This window comes from Pseudoramibacter alactolyticus ATCC 23263, from assembly GCF_000185505.1.
Lineage (GTDB): Bacteria > Bacillota > Clostridia > Eubacteriales > Eubacteriaceae > Pseudoramibacter > Pseudoramibacter alactolyticus.
On record NZ_GL622359.1, the window covers coordinates 771860 to 789621 of the forward strand.

Sequence of the window (17762 nt, forward strand, 5' to 3'; positions counted from 1 at the left end):
TATCAGAAAAGTAATTTTTTGTATAACAAACGTCGCGCACCCGCATAGCGGGTCGTTAATATTTCGTGCATATTCTTTTCTCTGATGAGAATCTCACACCCACTCAACTGGGTCGACCCACAATTTAAAAGAGCCCCATTTCAGATTTGTTTTGAATGGGGCTCTTTTTTGCTGGGTTTGTTTGCTTACATCGAAATAATCCCAAATACATTGAGTAGTGAACTCACCAAGATGATCGTCAAAAAAAGAATACAAAAATATTTGATAAATAAATTGTAAATACGCTGACGTTTAAAAGTCGATGTAATCTTGACTTCTGCCGCAATTTGATCAAGTGTCACAGACTTCAAAATTAAGATACAGGTTGCAATGGCCGCGATCGGCATCATCACTGAATTGGTCAGGAAATCAAAGAAATCCAAAAAGTCCATGCCAATGATGGTTATATGGCTGAGGACATTGAAACCAAGAGACGACAAGGACCCTAAAACCACCATGATAAACGTCACTAAAATCGTCGCACGAATTCTTCCCCAACCAAGTTCATCTTCAAAAGTTGACACCGCAGATTCGGCCAATGCAATCGAACTGGTAAGTGCCGCCAAAAGCACCAGCAGGAAGAAGGCAATGCCAGCCGGCGTTCCCAAACCCATGCTACCAAAAACCTTCGGCAATGTAATAAACATTAAAGACGGTCCCGCTTTTAAAACCTTAGGATCACCGCCCGAGAAAGCAAAAACTGCCGGAATAATCATCAACCCAGCCAAAATGGCAATCGCCGTATCGAAGAATTCAACTTGAGTCGTCGATTTTTCAATATCCATATCATGACCCATATAGGAGCCAAACGTGTATAAGATCCCCATCGCGATTGAAAGCGAATAGAACATCTGCCCCATAGCAGATACGACCGTCATCCATGAAAAGTTTTTAAAATTGGGAATTAAAAAATATTTAACCCCAGCCATTGCACCAGGACGTGTTATTGAATAGATTGCTACCAAAATACCTAAAACAACCAATACGGGCATACCAATTTTGGAAATGCGTTCAATTCCTTTCTGAACACCGGCTGCGATAACCAACACTGTTAATAATGTAAAGATTAAAAAATAAATTTCAACCGGCAAACCGTGACCGATAAATCGCGCGAAATAATTATCGGATGCCATGGCCTGGGTATGCCCTTGAAAATAACCGACTAAATATTTGACGACCCATCCCCCGATGACCGAATAATACGGCACGATCAGCATCGGAACGATCGCATTGATCCAACCGCCAAAACGATGGGCTCCGGAGCGGCCAAAATATTTAAAAGCGCCGACCGGGCTTTTACCGGTCATTCGCCCTAAAGCCGTTTCAGACATAATCATGGTATAACCAAAGGTATATACCAAAATTAAATAGACGAATAAAAAAATCCCACCGCCGTATTTCGCTGCAAGATATGGGAATCTCCAGATATTTCCCAATCCAACGGCCGAACCGGCTGCAGCCATCACAAAACCGATTCGACTGGAAAAGCTACCGCGCTTATTTGCTTGATTACTTGTTTTTTCCAAACGATAATGCCTCCATTATAATTGTAAATTTTGTTGCGAAATGATTGCGCAGTCTCACAACGGCACAAGTTCCAATTATTATACACTTAAAATTTACTGAAAGCAATACGTACCCTTATTGATGCATCACATGCCACAGCGTTCGTACGGCCTCTTCATAACGAGGATATTGCCGCATGAAAACGCGAATGCGATCCAATGTTTCTATCACCAATTGGTCCATTCGGTGAAATGCGTGACCAAACGCAAAATCACTCTTTGCAGCATTCAAAAAGTCAAAGGCTTTTTTCTCCGGCACATCCCCTTTATCGGATGCGCTGTCATTGAGTGCTCGTTCATAAGCCTTTGAATCAAAGGTCGATACCATTTTCACCTGTTCATTCAATGCCAATTGAAAAATCGTAATAATTGTTTCGGCAATGGCGTTTTCATCATCATCGTTATCAACGCCCGTTTCAACAATTTGCCATTGCCGGTCAATCAGTTTTTGAAACGCCGCTACATCCGCATCTGTGTAAAGTGCCTTCATCATTCTGATTTGTTTTTTAGTTGCTTTCATAATTTTTTCTCCTGCGATTATCGGTTCAAAACATCTACCAATTGCCAGAGGTGATAGCAAAAAGCCAACGGTCCCGGCAAAATCATATCCACGCCGCCATCGATCAATACTTCCCTGATTCGTTTTTTTTTCAAGGAAATATCCCATTTCCGGTGTTCCAATTCATCCAGCGTTAAAGGATACGGTGCGCACTCCAAAGCCTTGTCCCGATTTTGTTCCTTTAAAACTCGCGGTGAGGCAACGAGGTAAAATCCCAATCTGTGCAACTGATTCAGCAAGGTTTCCCTTGAAACCGTATAAATAACGGCCAATGACGCAATACTCGGATATATGCGAACAGACTGAACTGATGTCAGATTTTTAATTTGCCGCCCCATCTCGGTCACGCGGGCACGGTATTTTCGATTTCTCTGATCAATGATCAGTGTAATCCGCATACGTTTTTGGGTTTCGTGAATAATATTAAAATTCATGAAGCCTCCTTTAAAGTGTCTTTGTGACAAATTATAGCACATAAAAAAGTCCTCTTTAGAATTAAAGAGGACTTTTTGTTTCTTCAATCTTGTCGAATTTGTCTTTACACAATACCCTGAGCGGTCATCGCATCGACAACTTTCTCAAAGCCAGCGATATTGGCACCTGTTACAAAATCGCCTTCCCTGCCATAACGTTTCGCCGCATCGGCAACCTTGGCGTAAATCCCGACCATAATGTCTTTAAGCTTAGCATCCACTTCTTCGAAGGTCCAGCTCAAACGTTCGCTGTTCTGAGTCATTTCCAAGGCGGAAGTCGCCACCCCGCCGGCGTTAGAAGCTTTCCCGGGCATAAAGGCAACGCCATTGCTCTGCAGATACTGTGTCGCTTCAATGGATGTCGGCATGTTGGCTCCTTCAGCCACCAGCTTAACACCATTAGCGACCAAAGTTTTGGCATCGTCAATGAGCAATTCGTTCTGAGTTGCACAAGGCAACGCCAAATCGCACGTGATGGCCCAAATGCCCTTGCCTCCAGTATAAGTCGCGGAAGCTACCCGATCGGCATATTCTTTGATGCGGCCGCGGTGCACTTCTTTAATATCCTTAACAATATCGAGCTGGATACCTTCCGGATCATAAACATAGCCGTTGGAGTCGCTCAGCGCAACGACCTTGCCGCCCAATTGCTGAACTTTTTCAGTCGCATAAATAGCCACGTTGCCGGAGCCAGAAATCACAACCGTTTTATTCTTCAAATCGTCATTCTGATGCTTAAGCATTTCTTCAACAATATATACCAGGCCATAGCCGGTTGCTTCCGTTCTGGCTAAGGAGCCACCCCAAGTCAAGCCTTTGCCGGTCAAAACTCCTTCATATAAGCCTTTGATGCGTTTATACTGGCCGTATAAGAAACCAATTTCGCGCCCGCCGACACCAATGTCACCAGCCGGAACATCCTGATCCGCACCGATATATTTGCATAACTCGGTCATAAAGCTCTGGCAGAAACGCATCACTTCAGCATCAGATTTACCCTTAGGATCGAAATCCGAACCGCCTTTGCCACCGCCGATCGGCAGGCCAGTCAACGAATTCTTAAAGACCTGTTCAAAGCCGAGAAATTTTAAAATGCCACGTGTAACGGTCGGGTGAAAACGCAGGCCGCCTTTGTAAGGTCCGATCGCTGAATTGAACTGAACGCGATAGCCTTTATTGACCTGAACCTGACCCTGGTCATCAACCCACGGCACACGGAAGGAGACAATTCTTTCCGGTTCCGTTAATCTTTCCAGCAAAGCCGCTTTACGGTATTCTTCCTCATGCTGTTCGATGACAATAGACAAAGAATCCAAAACTTCTTTTACCGCCTGATGAAATTCAGGTTCTGCCGGATTTTTTTCGACGACGCGATTATAAATCTCTTCTACATATGACATTTAAAACTCCTCCTGAAAACTTCTATACCCATTGTCCCAATGAACAATGTATACAAATTTAACGTGATCTCATTATAGCGATAAGCATTGGGACAATCAACATTTATTTCGCATTTTAATGTTCTTTATAACATACAAAATGATCAGAGCTCATCCATTGCCTGATTGACCAATGCATCGGCACGATTGTTGCCGGCATCATCCGCATGGCCCTTTACCTTTGTAAAGATTACCTCATGCTGGGACACCAATCGGTCCAATTCCTGCCACAACTCTGCATTCCTCAGTGCCCCGGCTTTACCCCGGGTCCATCCCTTTGCTTTCCATCCACTTATCCAATTTTGATTAAAGGCATTCACCACATAAGCCGAATCAGAGTGAATCGTGACACGGCATGGCTCTTTGAGCATTTTCAATGCGGTAATGACTGCCAGAAGCTCCATTTTATTATTGGTTGTATTTCTATAGCCCTTTTTAAATTCTTTTTGATAATCACCATAAATCAAAACACCGCCAATGCCGCCGATATTTTCGCGGTCCTGACCATTTCCACGACAGCCGCCGTCTGTGTAAATTTCAACATTTTTCATCAATTCACCTATGCTATAAAAAAGGCTGCCGATACTCAGCAGCCTTAGTTTTAAAAGTCTATTATTTTGCAACGATATTATAGATCTTTCCTGGAATGAATATCTCTTTGATGATGTGTTTGCCTTCCAGAAATTTTTGAATATTTTCGTTGTCCAGTGCAAGCTGATGCGCCTGATCCTGATCGCCATCAATCGAAAGCGTAATCTTGCCGCGAACCTTGCCATTAACCTGCACTGCCATTTCGATCACAGCATCAACCGTTTTGGTTTCGTCATATTCTGGCCAATCGGTTTGATGCAGTTCGCCGGCAAAATCAGCCATTTCCCAAAGTTCTTCCGTGATATGAGGGGCAACCGGATAAAGCAGTTTCAAGAAGTCACGATATTCCGCCTTAGTGGTCTGCCCCACCCGATTAAAATGATTGAGCAAGCTCATCAAAGCAGCAATTGCCGTGTTGAACTTCATCGCTTCATAATCTTCACTGACTCTTTTAATGGTTTTGTGCATATCATTTTCCAGTTCCTTAGAAAATGTGTCTCCTTCTACCACCATGTCCTGCAATTTCCAAACCCGGTCCAAGAAGCGGCGGCAACCCTTAATCCCGTTATCCGACCAAGGTGCCGGTTTTTCATAATCGCCAATAAACATAATGTAAGTCCGAAGCGTGTCAGCACCATATTCAGCAATGATGTCATTGGGGTTAACCACATTGCCCTTGGATTTGCTCATTTTTTCGCCATCCGATCCCAGGATAAGTCCCTGAGCGGTTCGCTTGGCATAGGGCTCTTTGGTGGGAACGACACCAATATCATATAAAAATTGATGCCAGAATCGCGAGTAGAGTAAATGACGAGTAACGTGCTCCATTCCGCCATTATACCAATCGACGGACAGCCAATATTTAAGTTTGTCCATATCGGCCAAACATTCGTCATTGTGATTATCTATATATCTCAAAAAATACCAGCTGGAACCGGCCCATTGCGGCATGGTATCGGTTTCCCGTCTGGCGGGACGCCCGCATTTCGGACAAGTGGTATTGACCCAATCTTCAATTTCTGCCAGCGGCGATTCTCCGGTATCCGTCGGTTCGTAATGGGAGACTTTTGGCAATTCCACCGGTAAATCAGATTCCGGTACTGGGACCGTCCCGCAATGCTCACAATAAACGATCGGGATCGGTTCACCCCAATAACGCTGGCGGTTGAATGCCCAGTCCTTCATTTTATAGTTGACGGTCTTCTTGCCAAGGCCTTTTTCTTCTAAATAGGCGATCATGTCCGGAATCGCCTCTTTAACCTGCTTGCCGCTTAAAAATCCCGAATTGACCATTTCACCAGAACTAACATCGGTGAATGCTTCTTGTTCAACGTTTCCGCCTTTGATTACTTCCACGATTGGCAGATTAAATTTCTTGGCAAAATCCCAGTCGCGGGCATCGTGTGCCGGCACCGCCATAATTGCACCGGTTCCGTATCCCATCATGACATAATCCGCAATAAAAATCGGGATGGCATCGCCAGTAACCGGATTGATGGCCTGAATACCTTCAATTTTAACACCGGTTTTATCTTTAGCCAGCTGAACCCGTTCAAATTCCGTCTTGTGCTGCGCGTTTTCTTTATAAGCATTCACCGCATCCATATTCTGGATTTCATCGGCAAGCTCTTCAATAAGTGGATGTTCCGGCGCAATGACCATAAAGGTTACACCGTACAGCGTATCGGCTCTGGTGGTAAAAACCTTCAATGCCTGATCGTGATCAGCAATGGAGAAGTTAATTTCTGCACCGACGGATTTACCAATCCAATTTTCCTGTTCCGTTCGAATCCGGGGAAGGTAATCCACTTCATCCAGACCCTGGAGCAATTTTTCAGCATATTCGCGGATCTTTAAAAACCAGACGTCTTTTTCCATCTGGACCACCGGCGAACCGCAGCGATCGCATTTGCCGTCCCGGAAATCCTCATTCGACAAGACCACTTTGCAGCCCGTGCAGAAATTGACATAAGTATGATCTTTGTAAGCCAATCCGTGTTTATACATCTGTAAAAAGATCCACTGCGTCCATTTGAAATAAGCCGGATCCGTTGTGTCAACCGTATGATCCCAGTCAAACGAATAACCGATGGCTTTCAGCTGTTGGGTAAAGACCTCAATGTTGTGATCTGTCACTTCCCGGGGGTGTTTCCCGGTTTTAATCGCGTAATTTTCTGTCGGGAGGCCAAAAGCATCAAAACCAATGGGAAATAAAACGTTGTAACCCTGCATGCGACGTTTTCTGGCAATCACTTCCAAAGATGTGTATGCTCGAACATGACCGACGTGAAGGCCGACACCGCTCGGATATGGGAATTCGACCAATCCGTAAAACTTCGGCCGTGTCATATTACTATCCGTCGCAAAAGCGTTCGTTTCCTCCCAATGCTTCTGCCATTTTTTTTCAATCTTTTCGTGATGATATTTTATCATTGGTGCCTCCCCATTAAAATCTTATGAACCACTTCATTATAGCGATGGGCCTGTGGCGTGTCAAATGCTTTATCTGCCTTTGCTACGCCCGCAGACGCTCCGTCACATCTCGGGCGGATCCCTTTCGTGTCAAAACCTCCCTAAGATATTGCCCGGTATAGGATTCCGGAACGCGTGCCACTTCTTCGGGCGTGCCCTGCGCCACAATCGTGCCGCCGCCGTCGCCGCCTTCCGGGCCGAGATCGATGATATGATCCGCCACCTTAATCACATCGAGATGGTGTTCAATCACAACGACAGTATTCCCCAAATCAACCAGCTGATGCATGATCGTTACGAGTTTAGCCACATCGTCAATATGCAGCCCCGTCGTCGGTTCATCCAGAATATAGAGGGTTTTACCCGTATTCTGCCGGGATAATTCGGTTGCCAATTTAATGCGTTGTGCTTCCCCGCCGGATAATTGCGTCGAAGGCTGTCCCAATTTGATATAGCCCAAGCCCACATCGTGAAGCGTCTGCAATTTGCGCTTCAGCCGGGGCAAATTGGTAAAGAACTCAAGGGCTTCATCCACGGTCATGTTCAAGACTTCCGCAATATTTTTATCTCGATATTTCACTTCAAGGGTTTCCCGGTTATAGCGCGCGCCGCCGCAGACCTCGCAGGGTACGTAAACATCCGGCAAGAAATGCATTTCGATTTTTAAAATACCGTCCCCGTGACAGGTTTCACATCGGCCGCCTTTAACATTAAAACTAAAACGTCCCTTCTTATAGCCGCGCGCCTTCGCTTCGTTGGTGCTCGCAAAAAGATCGCGGATCAAATCAAAAAGGCCTGTATATGTTGCCGGATTGGAACGCGGTGTTCGACCGATCGGCGATTGGTCAATAGCAATAACCTTGTCGATATTTTCCGTCCCGGTGATTGTCTTGTGCTTGCCCGGACGTTTATAACTGCGATACAGTTTGCGTGAAACGCCGTTATACAAAATATCGTTGATCAAAGTCGACTTACCAGAACCGGAAACCCCGGTGACCAAGACAAGTTTTCCCAAGGGAAATGTCACGTCAATCTGCTTTAGGTTATGTTCGGCTGCCCCCTTAATCGTAATAAATTGCCCGTTCCCTCCCCGCCGCTTTTTCGGAACCGGAATGAATTTTTCACCGGAAAGATAGCGCCCTGTCAGAGACCTGGGATTCTTTCGGATGGCTTCAGCCGTTCCTTCTGCCACGACTTCCCCGCCGTGAATCCCGGCTTTCGGCCCGATATCGACGATCCAATCTGCTTCAAGCATCGTCTCTTCATCGTGTTCAACCACAATGAGCGTGTTCCCCAAATCCGTTAAATGTCGAAGGGATCGCAGCAATTTGCGGTTATCCCGTTGATGAAGACCAATGCTGGGTTCATCCAAAACATAAAGCACGCCGGTAAGACCGGTGCCGATCTGCGTTGCCAGACGAATGCGCTGGCTTTCCCCCCCGGATAAAGTACCGGCAGATCGCGCCAACGTTAAATATTCCAAGCCAACATCCTGTAAAAATTTCAGACGATTTTTGATTTCGACAATGATTTGGCCGGCAATCATCATTTCATGTTCAGATAAATCCGGTGCTTCAAAAAAAGCCAGCTCGTCTCGAATCGGCATCTTCGTCAATTCAATGATATTTTTATCGCATACCGTTACCGCCAGGCTGTTGGAATTTAAGCGGTCGCCATGACAAACCGGGCATGGAATATCGGCCATATAACGCTCAATGAACCCCCGCATGGTGTCAGATCTGGTTTCCCGGAAGCGCCGCTCCATATTGTTGACCAAACCCTCGAAAGTCGTGGTGTAAGTCCCTGTGAATTTCCCGTCGTATTCCACCGTCACTTCGTCATCACTGCCATACAGCAGTTCATTCATAAAAGCATCGGACATCGCTTCAATCGGTGTGTGTATATCAAAGCCATGTTTGCGCAGCAAACTTTTTATCATGACCAACAAATGCTTGTTCTCATTTTTTAAGCCGAAAAACTTAATGGCACCTTCATCAATGGATAAACCTTTGTCTGGGATTAAAAGATCCGGATCGATTTCCTTGTGAAAGCCCAAACCGTTACAGGCCGGACACATCCCGTAGGGATTATTGAAGGAGAACGATCTCGGCTCGGGCACTTCCATGGAAATGCCGCAATCCGGACAGGATAATTTTTCACTATACAGCCGGCTTTCGCCATCGATCACTTGACAACGCACCAATCCGTCGGCCATCTTCAAAGCCGTTTCGACCGAATCAGTCAAACGCTTCTCAAGCGATGAACGCCGCTTCAAACGGTCCACCACCACATCGATGCTATGTTTGACATTTTTTTTAAGTTTAATTTCATCTGAAAGATTGTGAATCTCGCCATCCACCATCACGCGCACATAGCCTTCCTTTTTCAGATGATTGAGAATCTTTTTATGTTGCCCTTTTTCGCTGCGGACAACCGGGGCCAGAATCATAAATTTGGTCCCTTCCGGCAGCTGCATCATGCTGTCCACAATCTGGTCGATGCTCTGAGAAGAAATGGGCTTGCCGCAACACGGGCAGTGCGGGATGCCCACCCGTGCATAAAGCAAACGAAAATAATCGTAAATCTCCGTTACCGTTCCCACCGTCGAACGCGGATTGCGGTTGGTTGTCTTCTGATCAATTGAAACTGCCGGAGACAATCCCTCAATTTTATCGACGTTCGGCTTTTGGGAATTACCCAAAAACATCCGCGCATACGACGACAAAGATTCTACATAGCGGCGCTGCCCTTCGGCATAAATCGTGTCAAAGGCCAACGTCGATTTACCCGAACCAGAAACGCCGGTAAACACGACCAGTTTTTCCCGCGGGATATCCACATTGATATTTTTTAAATTGTGCTCTTTCGCACCTCTCACAGATAAATATTTCATGATGATTCCTAATTTTTGTTATTTAACCGCCGCTTCCAAGCGCTGAATCTGATCTCGAAGCGCGGCCGCCTTTTCGAATTCCAGATGCGCAGCGGCCTCCTGCATTTGTTTTCTCAGTTCATTAATATCCATTTCAGCGGGCTCTGGCTGAACCTTTGCATCGTATGCTTCCGGCTTTTCAGCTACTTTTGTCACTTCAATCACGTCGTGAATATCCTTGACCACAGTTTTTGGTGTAATGTGGTGTTTTTCATTATAGGCCTGCTGAATCCTGCGGCGACGATTGGTTTCTGTAATGGCGCGGTCCATCGATTTTGTAATATTATCCGCGTACATGATCACGCGACCATCTGCGTTTCTCGCCGCGCGGCCAATGGTTTGAACAAGCGAAGTTTCACTTCTCAAATACCCTTCTTTATCGGCATCCAAAACGGCCACCAGTCCCACTTCCGGCAAATCAAGTCCTTCGCGCAGCAAATTGATCCCAACCAAAACATCAAATTTTCCTAAACGCAGATCCCGAAGAATTTCCATGCGTTCGATGGTATCGATGTCCGAATGCAGATAGCGCACCCGCACCCCATTGTCTTTCAGATAATCCGTCAAATCTTCCGCCATCTTTTTGGTCAGCGTTGTGATGAGCACACGCTCCCGATGGCTGGTGGTCTCACGAATTTCACCCAGAAGATCGTCGATTTGCCCCTTAATGGGCCTCACGGAAATTTTCGGATCCAAGAGCCCCGTTGGGCGAATCAATTGTTCCACAATCTGTTCACTATGCTTCTTTTCGTAGGGACCGGGCGTTGCCGTTGTAAAAACCATTTGATGAATTTTGCCTTCAAACTCTTGGAACGTCAACGGCCGGTTATCGTAGGCGGAGGGTAAACGAAACCCGTAGTCCACCAAATTTTTTTTGCGCGCGCGGTCGCCGGCACTCATCCCGCCAATCTGCGGAATGGAGACATGGGATTCATCGGCAATCATCAGAAAATCATCAGGAAAATAATCGATCAAGGTGTACGGCGGACTGCCTGCCGAAATCCCGTTAATGTGCCGCGTGTAGTTCTCAATCCCGGTGCAGTATCCCATTTCCTGAAGCATCTCCAAGTCATAATTGGTTCGCTGCAAGATGCGTTGGGCTTCTACCAATCGATTGTGCTCATTAAACCAGGCATAGCGTTCACCCAATTCTTCCCGGATACCTTTAATGGCTGATTCGAGCCGCTCCGGCGTCGTCGTATAATGGGAGGCAGGAAAAATGGAAATGTGACTCAATTCTCCGGTGATTTCTCCCGTGATCACATTGATCTCCGTGATTCGGTCGATTTCGTCATCGAAGAATTCAATGCGAACGGCTTTATCCGTCGATGCTGCCGGGAAAATTTCCAATACATCGCCGCGAACACGAAAATTATTGCGCTCAAAACCAATATCATTTCTCGTGTACTGAATTTCAACAAGTTTGCGGATAATGTCGTCCCGGTCTTTTACCATGCCCGGGCGCAGCGATAAAACAAGATTCTCATAGTCTATTGGGCTTCCCAGACCGTAAATACAGGAAACCGACGCAATGATGATCACATCCCGGCGCTCAAAAAGCGCAGCCGTTGCCGAATGCCGCAATTTATCGATCTCGTCATTAATCGAAGAATCCTTTTCGATATAAATATCGCGCCCGGGCACATAAGCCTCGGGCTGATAATAATCGTAGTAAGACACGAAATATTCAACAGCGTTATTTGGAAAAAAGCTTCGAAATTCATTGGCAAGCTGCGCCGCTAATGTTTTATTATGTGCAATAATAAGCGTCGGTTTCTGAACGGCTTCAATAACCTTTGCCATTGTATATGTCTTGCCGGATCCTGTAACCCCTAAAAGAGTTTGATATTTCAGACCTTTTTTGATGCCCTTAGCAATTTTCTCGATCGCCTGCCCTTGATCTCCTTTTGGTTCATAATCTGAGACGACTTCAAAGGGCTGATTTTCTCTTTCCATTTTTATTTTCACCTTTTAGCGTGCGACTACTTCCAACGCTTTCTGAAGCTGCAGGTCTTGTCTCTCTGGTACAATGACAACATTTTGGTAAGCTTTTGATTGTTTTACCACATAGTCAGGGGCCAATCCTTTTTTATGGATATTACGACCCTTTGGCGTGAAGTACTGGGCAATCGTCAATTTATAACCGCTGCCATCCAACAGCGGCACCACTTCCTGCACAATGCCCTTGCCAAACGTTTTGCTTCCAACCAGAGAAGCTTTTTTGGTATCCTGCAATGCGCCGGCTAAAATTTCCGAAGCGCTGGCGGAATAACCATTCACCAAAAGCGCCACCGGCTGATCAAAATGTTCCTGACTCGTTGCTCGGTAATCCTCACGATGCCCATTTTTATCCACTGTATAAACCACTTCGCCTCTACCCACAATATTATCGGCCACCTTTACCGCCGAATCAACAATGCCGCCACCGTTCCAGCGCAAATCAATCACCAGGCCATCGATTTGCTGAGTTCGAAGCGCCTTTAATTGTGTATTAAACTCACGGCTGGTTTTTTCGGTAAATTCAGCAATTGCGATATAGCCGATTTTTCGATTATTCCGGGATATCACCCTTGAACTAACCGTCGGGGTGGTGATGGCGCGACGGACCAGCGTCAGATCTTTCTTTTTTCCGTTACGTTCAATGCCAACCATTACCTTCGTTCCCGATTTCCCCTTGATTTTCGAAACAACCGCTGCGGTTCCCTTGCCTGCCATGGAATGGCCATTCACCGAAAGAATTTTGTCACCGATTTTTAAGTCTGCATTAGCTGCCGGCGAATTTTTAAAAACCGTTGCAATAATGGCATTTCGAGCACTATCTTCCGTTACCGCAATACCAATACCGACATAAGTCCCGGAAATGGATTGATTCATCTCTTTCATCTGAGATTTAGAGTAGTACTCCGAATACCGATCGCCGACCGCCTTGAACATGGCTCTGTAAGCCGATGTGCTGACTTTATTTAATGTGATGTTCTGATAATACCGATCTTGAATGGCGCTTTCCAATGTGGCGAATTTTTGTGCATCGTGTGCTGTCCTTCGGCTTGATGCTGAAATTACATAACGTTTTGGCAAATGCCATACGCCCATTGCCGTTAATACAAAAGTCATCGCGTTGGTCACCAATATCAAACTTATCACCCAAAGCCATTTTTGGGGACGTCTTTTTTCCTGCATATTCAACTCCTTCAAAGCTAATTGTCATATTGTATCACACTCAAGAATGAGTTCAATCAAATTTATTTGACAAACAATTCTGACCCAAAATAAAAAATCCAGACCAAATGATCTGGATCGAAATTTTAGGGTTGAACATATCGGAGCGGATTAACATAATCGCCATTAACCATGATACCAAAATGTAAATGCGGACCAGTTGAGTGCCCGGTCGAACCGACATAACCAATCACATCGCCCTGATTTACCCGCTGCCCTTTGGAAACGGCGATTCTGCTTTGATGACCATACAACGTTGTTACCCCATTGCCGTGATTAATCATCACACAATTGCCATAACCGCCGCTTGTACCGGCAAAGATCACCGTACCGGAAGCCGAGGCGTAGATGGGAGCCCCCTGGCCGGCACCAATGTCAATTCCCTGATGATTAGTGCTGCCGATACCGCCCGGAGACTTGCGGCTGCCAAAACCGGAAGTGATGCGCTTAACCGAAACGGGCCATTTGAATCCTGACGAAGTACTTGATGCTTTTTCAGTCGTCGTCTGCCCTGCCGCGCTTTCAGCCTTTGCAATGGCAGCCATTTCATTATCGGCCGATTGAATAACCTGATTTTGCTTCCGAATCTCTGCTTGATACTGAGCGACCAACGTCTTGTTTTTTTCAAGTAATGTTTTTTGTTCTGTTCTCGCTCTTTCCAAATCCTGTTTTGCCTGCGTCTGCTTTTGCAAGGTCGCTTCCAAATTGGCCTGTATAGATTGCAGCTCTTTCTTTTTAGTTTCCAAATTGGCCTGCATGGATTTTAGGGAATCCAGCTTCTGTTGATCCGCTGCCGCGATTGATTTGATCAATTTTATGCGGCCGACCAACTCCGCAAAATCTTTAGACGAAAACATCATTGTCGTATAGCTTTCTTTGCCATACATATACATTACACGCAAACGCTCGTTCAATTTTGATTGCTGCTTTTGTTGCTGAATTTTCAATTGGTTGATCTCAGCTTGCTTCGCCGCAATTTGCCGCTGATAATCTGCTTTTAACGCATTGGTCTTTTCGATCTCTTGATCGGCCGTTTTGATTTTATTGTCAAGCGCTGTCAGAGCCCGTGTCAAACCCTGAATTGTTGTCTGGGTAGTGTTGATGTGTTCTTCTGCCTGCGCCTTTTGCTTTAACGCCTGGTTCTTTTTCGCTGCCAGATCTGCTTGGTTACCAGCCAAAACCGGGGTGGTCACAAAAGCAGTACAAGCCAATGTTAAGACTACCGCCAAACTTTTTTGTTTGATTTTTCTCTTCATCCTGTCTCGAACCCCAATCTACGCCACTAAACATCAAGGAATTTGCTGATGGCGACACGACTTCCAAATGTTCCGATCACAATACCATAAATCAAAAAGAACACAACGATTTGACTGATAACTAACGCCGGCGAAGCTAAATTTGCAGAGATCGGCATCAATGCATTCCCGCTTAGATAGCCGAGCACATAAAAATAACCAGTCCGAATGGCCAATGTCGCCGCTAACGCGGCAATAATGCCGAGAATCGCGCCCTCCAATAAGAAAGGAGCTCGTATATATCCGTCTGTCGCTCCGACATATTTCATAATGCCGATTTCCTTTCGGCGGGCAAAAACGGTCAGCTTAATCGTGTTGTAAATCAGAAAATAAGAAATAACGGAAAGCACAATGACAACCACCAAGCAAAGCATATTGACAAAATGGCTGAAGTTCGTCAGCGCCTTAATGTAATCTCGGCCGTATTTGATATATTCAATCCCGACGGAGCCATTATTATATGCCGAAATATCATTTTTTATTTTCTGAAGATTATCGGCATTTTTAGCCCGAATGATGATAGAATCCGGCATCGGATTGTTTTTGCGGTTAAAACCGCTCATTAAATCAGAAGCATTTTGAAGCGATGCCGAAAATTTCTTTAAAGCCTGGCTTTTCGACTCATAAGTCACTTTTTTTACTAAATCATTTTGCCGCATCCGATCCATCAGGGCGTCTTTTTGTTGCTCAGTATGATTCTGTGTCAGAAAGACCTGAATTTGTAATTCATCCTCAACATTGGCAGTGACCTGATGAATATTCATGGTCAGCACCAGAAAAATACCGAGGATAATCAAAGCGGCCGTTATTGCCAATATGGACGCAAGACTCATCAACGAATTGCGCCGCAGACTCTGCGCTGCATCTCTGATCGTTGAACGCCTTAAATTAAACATTCTGAATACCACCTTTAGCGCTATCGCCCGTTAGGAATCCGCCCTCAAGAGTTAAAACCCGTTTATTAAGCGTTTTGACAATGTTCATATCGTGGGTAACCACAACGACCGTTGTCCCATGCCGATTAATTTCCAACAAAATGCGCATAATATCTTTCGATGTTTCCGGGTCGAGATTTCCCGTCGGTTCATCGCAAATCAAAATGCTTGGATTATTGATGATCGCTCTGGCGATTACCACCCGCTGCTGTTCACCGCCCGATAACTCGTGAGGATAGTGATACATGCGATCTGACAATCCCACCATGCTTAGCGCCAATGGAACCTTTTTACGTATTTTCTTCTCCGGCCGGCCAATGATTTCCATAGCATAGGCCACATTTTCATATACATTTTTGTTTTCCAAAAGCCGGAAATCCTGAAAAACAACTCCTAATTTTCTTCGCAAATACGGAATTTCTTTTTTCGTCAACTGCGAAATATCATGGCCTTTGATTTTAACAATACCATTGGTCGCATCAATTTCTCTCAGCAGCAATTTGATAAAAGTCGATTTTCCAGCACCGCTCCGGCCTACTAAAAAGACAAATTCGCCATTATCGATAAATAAATTAACATCCTTTAAAGCGTCTTTTTCATTCTTTTCATATGTTTTGGTCACATCAACAAATTCTATCATTACTATCTATACCACGCTTTCTTAATCTATTTTCGTACATCTTGAACATACTGTTAACGCAAACGCAAAATTCCATCTGAATTAAACGCATATATTATACCGCATGCGCTGTAAATATACAAATCCTATCAAGATTTATTCAAGATTTTAGATCAAAAAAATTACGTGTCACAGAGTTTTATCTTGCGACACGCAATTTTAATTTCAGAAAAATATCTGTATCATTTCTTAAAGCAATTCACTAGATCAAGCTTTTCCCAAGGCAGATCCAAATCGTTTCTGCCGAAATGACCATAGGCAGCCGTCTGTTTATAAATAGGTCTTCTCAAATCCAGATTCTTAATGATCGCATCTGGTCTGAGATCAACATTTTCTTCAATCAACGCGACAATCTGATCGTCCGGAATGGTGCCTGTCCCAAAGGTATCAACATAAATTGAAACAGGTTTCGCCACGCCAATCGCATACGCCAGCTGAACTTCTGTGCGCTTCGCTAAACCAGCTGCAACAATATTTTTTGCAACCCACCGCGCCGCATATGCCGCTGAACGGTCGACCTTTGTCGGATCCTTTCCGGAAAATGCACCGCCGCCGTGCCGGCCGACACCGCCGTAGGTATCCACAATGATTTTTCGTCCGGTCAAACCGGCATCCCCCTGCGGCCCGCCAACCACAAAACGGCCTGTCGGGTTGACAAAGATCTTGGTATTTTCATCCATCATATCGGCATCGACAACCGCTTTAATCACGTACTCAATGATGTCTCGGCGAATGGTTTTGGCATCGACTTTGGCGCTGTGCTGGGTGGAAATGACTACCGTATCCACACGAATGGGTTTATCATCCTGATATTCGATGGTTACCTGGGATTTCCCATCAGGACGCAAATATGCCAGCGTACCGTTTTTCCGGACTTCTGTTAATTTTTTTGTCAGTTTGTGTGCCAAGGAAATCGGCATCGGCATATATTCTTCTGTTTCATCACAGGCATAACCGAACATCATTCCCTGATCCCCAGCACCGGTATTAAGATCGCCGCCCTCTTTGGATTCCAAAGATTGATCAACCCCCATGGCGATATCCGGTGATTGTTCATCAATCGACGTTAACACCGCACAGGTATCACAATCAAATCCGTATTTAGCGCGGTCATAACCGATTTCCCGAATCGTTTCGCGGACCACCTTAGGAATATCCACATAACAATCCGTCGTAATTTCACCCGTGACCAAAACCAATCCTGTTGCAACAGACGTTTCGCAGGCCACACGCCCCATCGGATCCTCTGCCAAAATGGCATCCAGTACTGCATCCGAAACTTGGTCACAGATTTTATCCGGATGACCTTCGGTGACCGATTCTGAAGTAAATAATCTCTTCATGCTTTCTTCCTTTCAACGGTTAAAATCATAATTAAATGTCGCCTATAAAAAAATCCCACGGCAAAACCTGGGATTTTATGGATCCCATCACTCAGATTTCTGAAGGTATTGGCACCATGCAAAAGCTGGTTGCCGGGTTTCATCGGGCCTTTCCCTCCACCGCTCTGGATAGGTCAATATTCAATTATGATGAACATGTTAACGCTCTGAAAACCGTTTGT

General features: G+C 45.2%; 13 protein-coding genes and 1 riboswitch. All 13 genes read right to left on the reverse strand.

What is annotated here, in order from left to right; all coding sequences use genetic code 11:
• Positions 1-185 precede the first annotated feature (185 nt).
• The 13 genes from HMPREF0721_RS03635 to metK all read right to left on the reverse strand — a co-directional run bounded on the left by HMPREF0721_RS03635 (position 186) and on the right by metK (position 17541).
• Positions 186-1565, reverse strand: a complete 1380-nt coding sequence (locus HMPREF0721_RS03635) for a sodium-dependent transporter (RefSeq protein ID WP_006598206.1) — start codon at positions 1563-1565, stop codon at positions 186-188.
• A gap of 115 nt (positions 1566-1680) precedes the next feature.
• Positions 1681-2124 carry a hypothetical protein gene (locus HMPREF0721_RS03640; protein WP_006598207.1) on the reverse strand — a complete coding sequence of 148 codons (444 nt, stop codon included), beginning with the start codon at positions 2122-2124 and terminating at the stop codon, positions 1681-1683.
• Between the two features lie 17 nt (positions 2125-2141).
• Positions 2142-2597 carry a hypothetical protein gene (locus HMPREF0721_RS03645; RefSeq protein ID WP_040639889.1) on the reverse strand — a complete coding sequence of 152 codons (456 nt, stop codon included), beginning with the start codon at positions 2595-2597 and terminating at the stop codon, positions 2142-2144.
• 104 nt (positions 2598-2701) lie between these two features.
• Positions 2702-4036, reverse strand: a complete 1335-nt coding sequence (gdhA, locus tag HMPREF0721_RS03650; protein WP_006598209.1) for an NADP-specific glutamate dehydrogenase — start codon at positions 4034-4036, stop codon at positions 2702-2704.
• A 143-nt stretch (positions 4037-4179) separates the two neighbouring features.
• Entirely contained in the window at positions 4180-4626 is a 447-nt protein-coding gene (rnhA, locus tag HMPREF0721_RS03655) for a ribonuclease HI (protein ID WP_006598210.1), read from the reverse strand.
• Between the two features lie 61 nt (positions 4627-4687).
• Entirely contained in the window at positions 4688-7099 is a 2412-nt protein-coding gene (gene leuS, locus HMPREF0721_RS03660; protein ID WP_006598211.1) for a leucine--tRNA ligase, read from the reverse strand.
• Between the two features lie 82 nt (positions 7100-7181).
• Positions 7182-10031 carry an excinuclease ABC subunit UvrA gene (uvrA, locus tag HMPREF0721_RS03665; protein WP_006598212.1) on the reverse strand — a complete coding sequence of 950 codons (2850 nt, stop codon included), beginning with the start codon at positions 10029-10031 and terminating at the stop codon, positions 7182-7184.
• An 18-nt stretch (positions 10032-10049) separates the two neighbouring features.
• Positions 10050-12026 carry an excinuclease ABC subunit UvrB gene (gene uvrB, locus HMPREF0721_RS03670; protein WP_040639890.1) on the reverse strand — a complete coding sequence of 659 codons (1977 nt, stop codon included), beginning with the start codon at positions 12024-12026 and terminating at the stop codon, positions 10050-10052.
• A gap of 15 nt (positions 12027-12041) precedes the next feature.
• Positions 12042-13250 carry a S41 family peptidase gene (locus HMPREF0721_RS03675; protein ID WP_006598214.1) on the reverse strand — a complete coding sequence of 403 codons (1209 nt, stop codon included), beginning with the start codon at positions 13248-13250 and terminating at the stop codon, positions 12042-12044.
• 125 nt (positions 13251-13375) lie between these two features.
• Entirely contained in the window at positions 13376-14545 is a 1170-nt protein-coding gene (locus HMPREF0721_RS03680) for a murein hydrolase activator EnvC family protein (protein WP_006598215.1), read from the reverse strand.
• 26 nt (positions 14546-14571) lie between these two features.
• Entirely contained in the window at positions 14572-15480 is a 909-nt protein-coding gene (gene ftsX / locus HMPREF0721_RS03685; RefSeq protein ID WP_050786957.1) for a permease-like cell division protein FtsX, read from the reverse strand.
• Positions 15473-16159: a cell division ATP-binding protein FtsE gene (ftsE, locus tag HMPREF0721_RS03690; RefSeq protein WP_006598217.1), complete on the reverse strand. Its 687-nt coding sequence runs from the start codon at positions 16157-16159 to the stop codon at positions 15473-15475. Before ftsE ends, ftsX begins: the two co-directional genes overlap by 8 nt.
• 221 nt (positions 16160-16380) lie before the next feature.
• Positions 16381-17541: a methionine adenosyltransferase gene (metK, locus tag HMPREF0721_RS03695; RefSeq protein ID WP_006598218.1), complete on the reverse strand. Its 1161-nt coding sequence runs from the start codon at positions 17539-17541 to the stop codon at positions 16381-16383.
• An 81-nt stretch (positions 17542-17622) separates the two neighbouring features.
• Positions 17623-17716: riboswitch (SAM riboswitch) on the reverse strand.
• Positions 17717-17762: the final 46 nt, after the last annotated feature.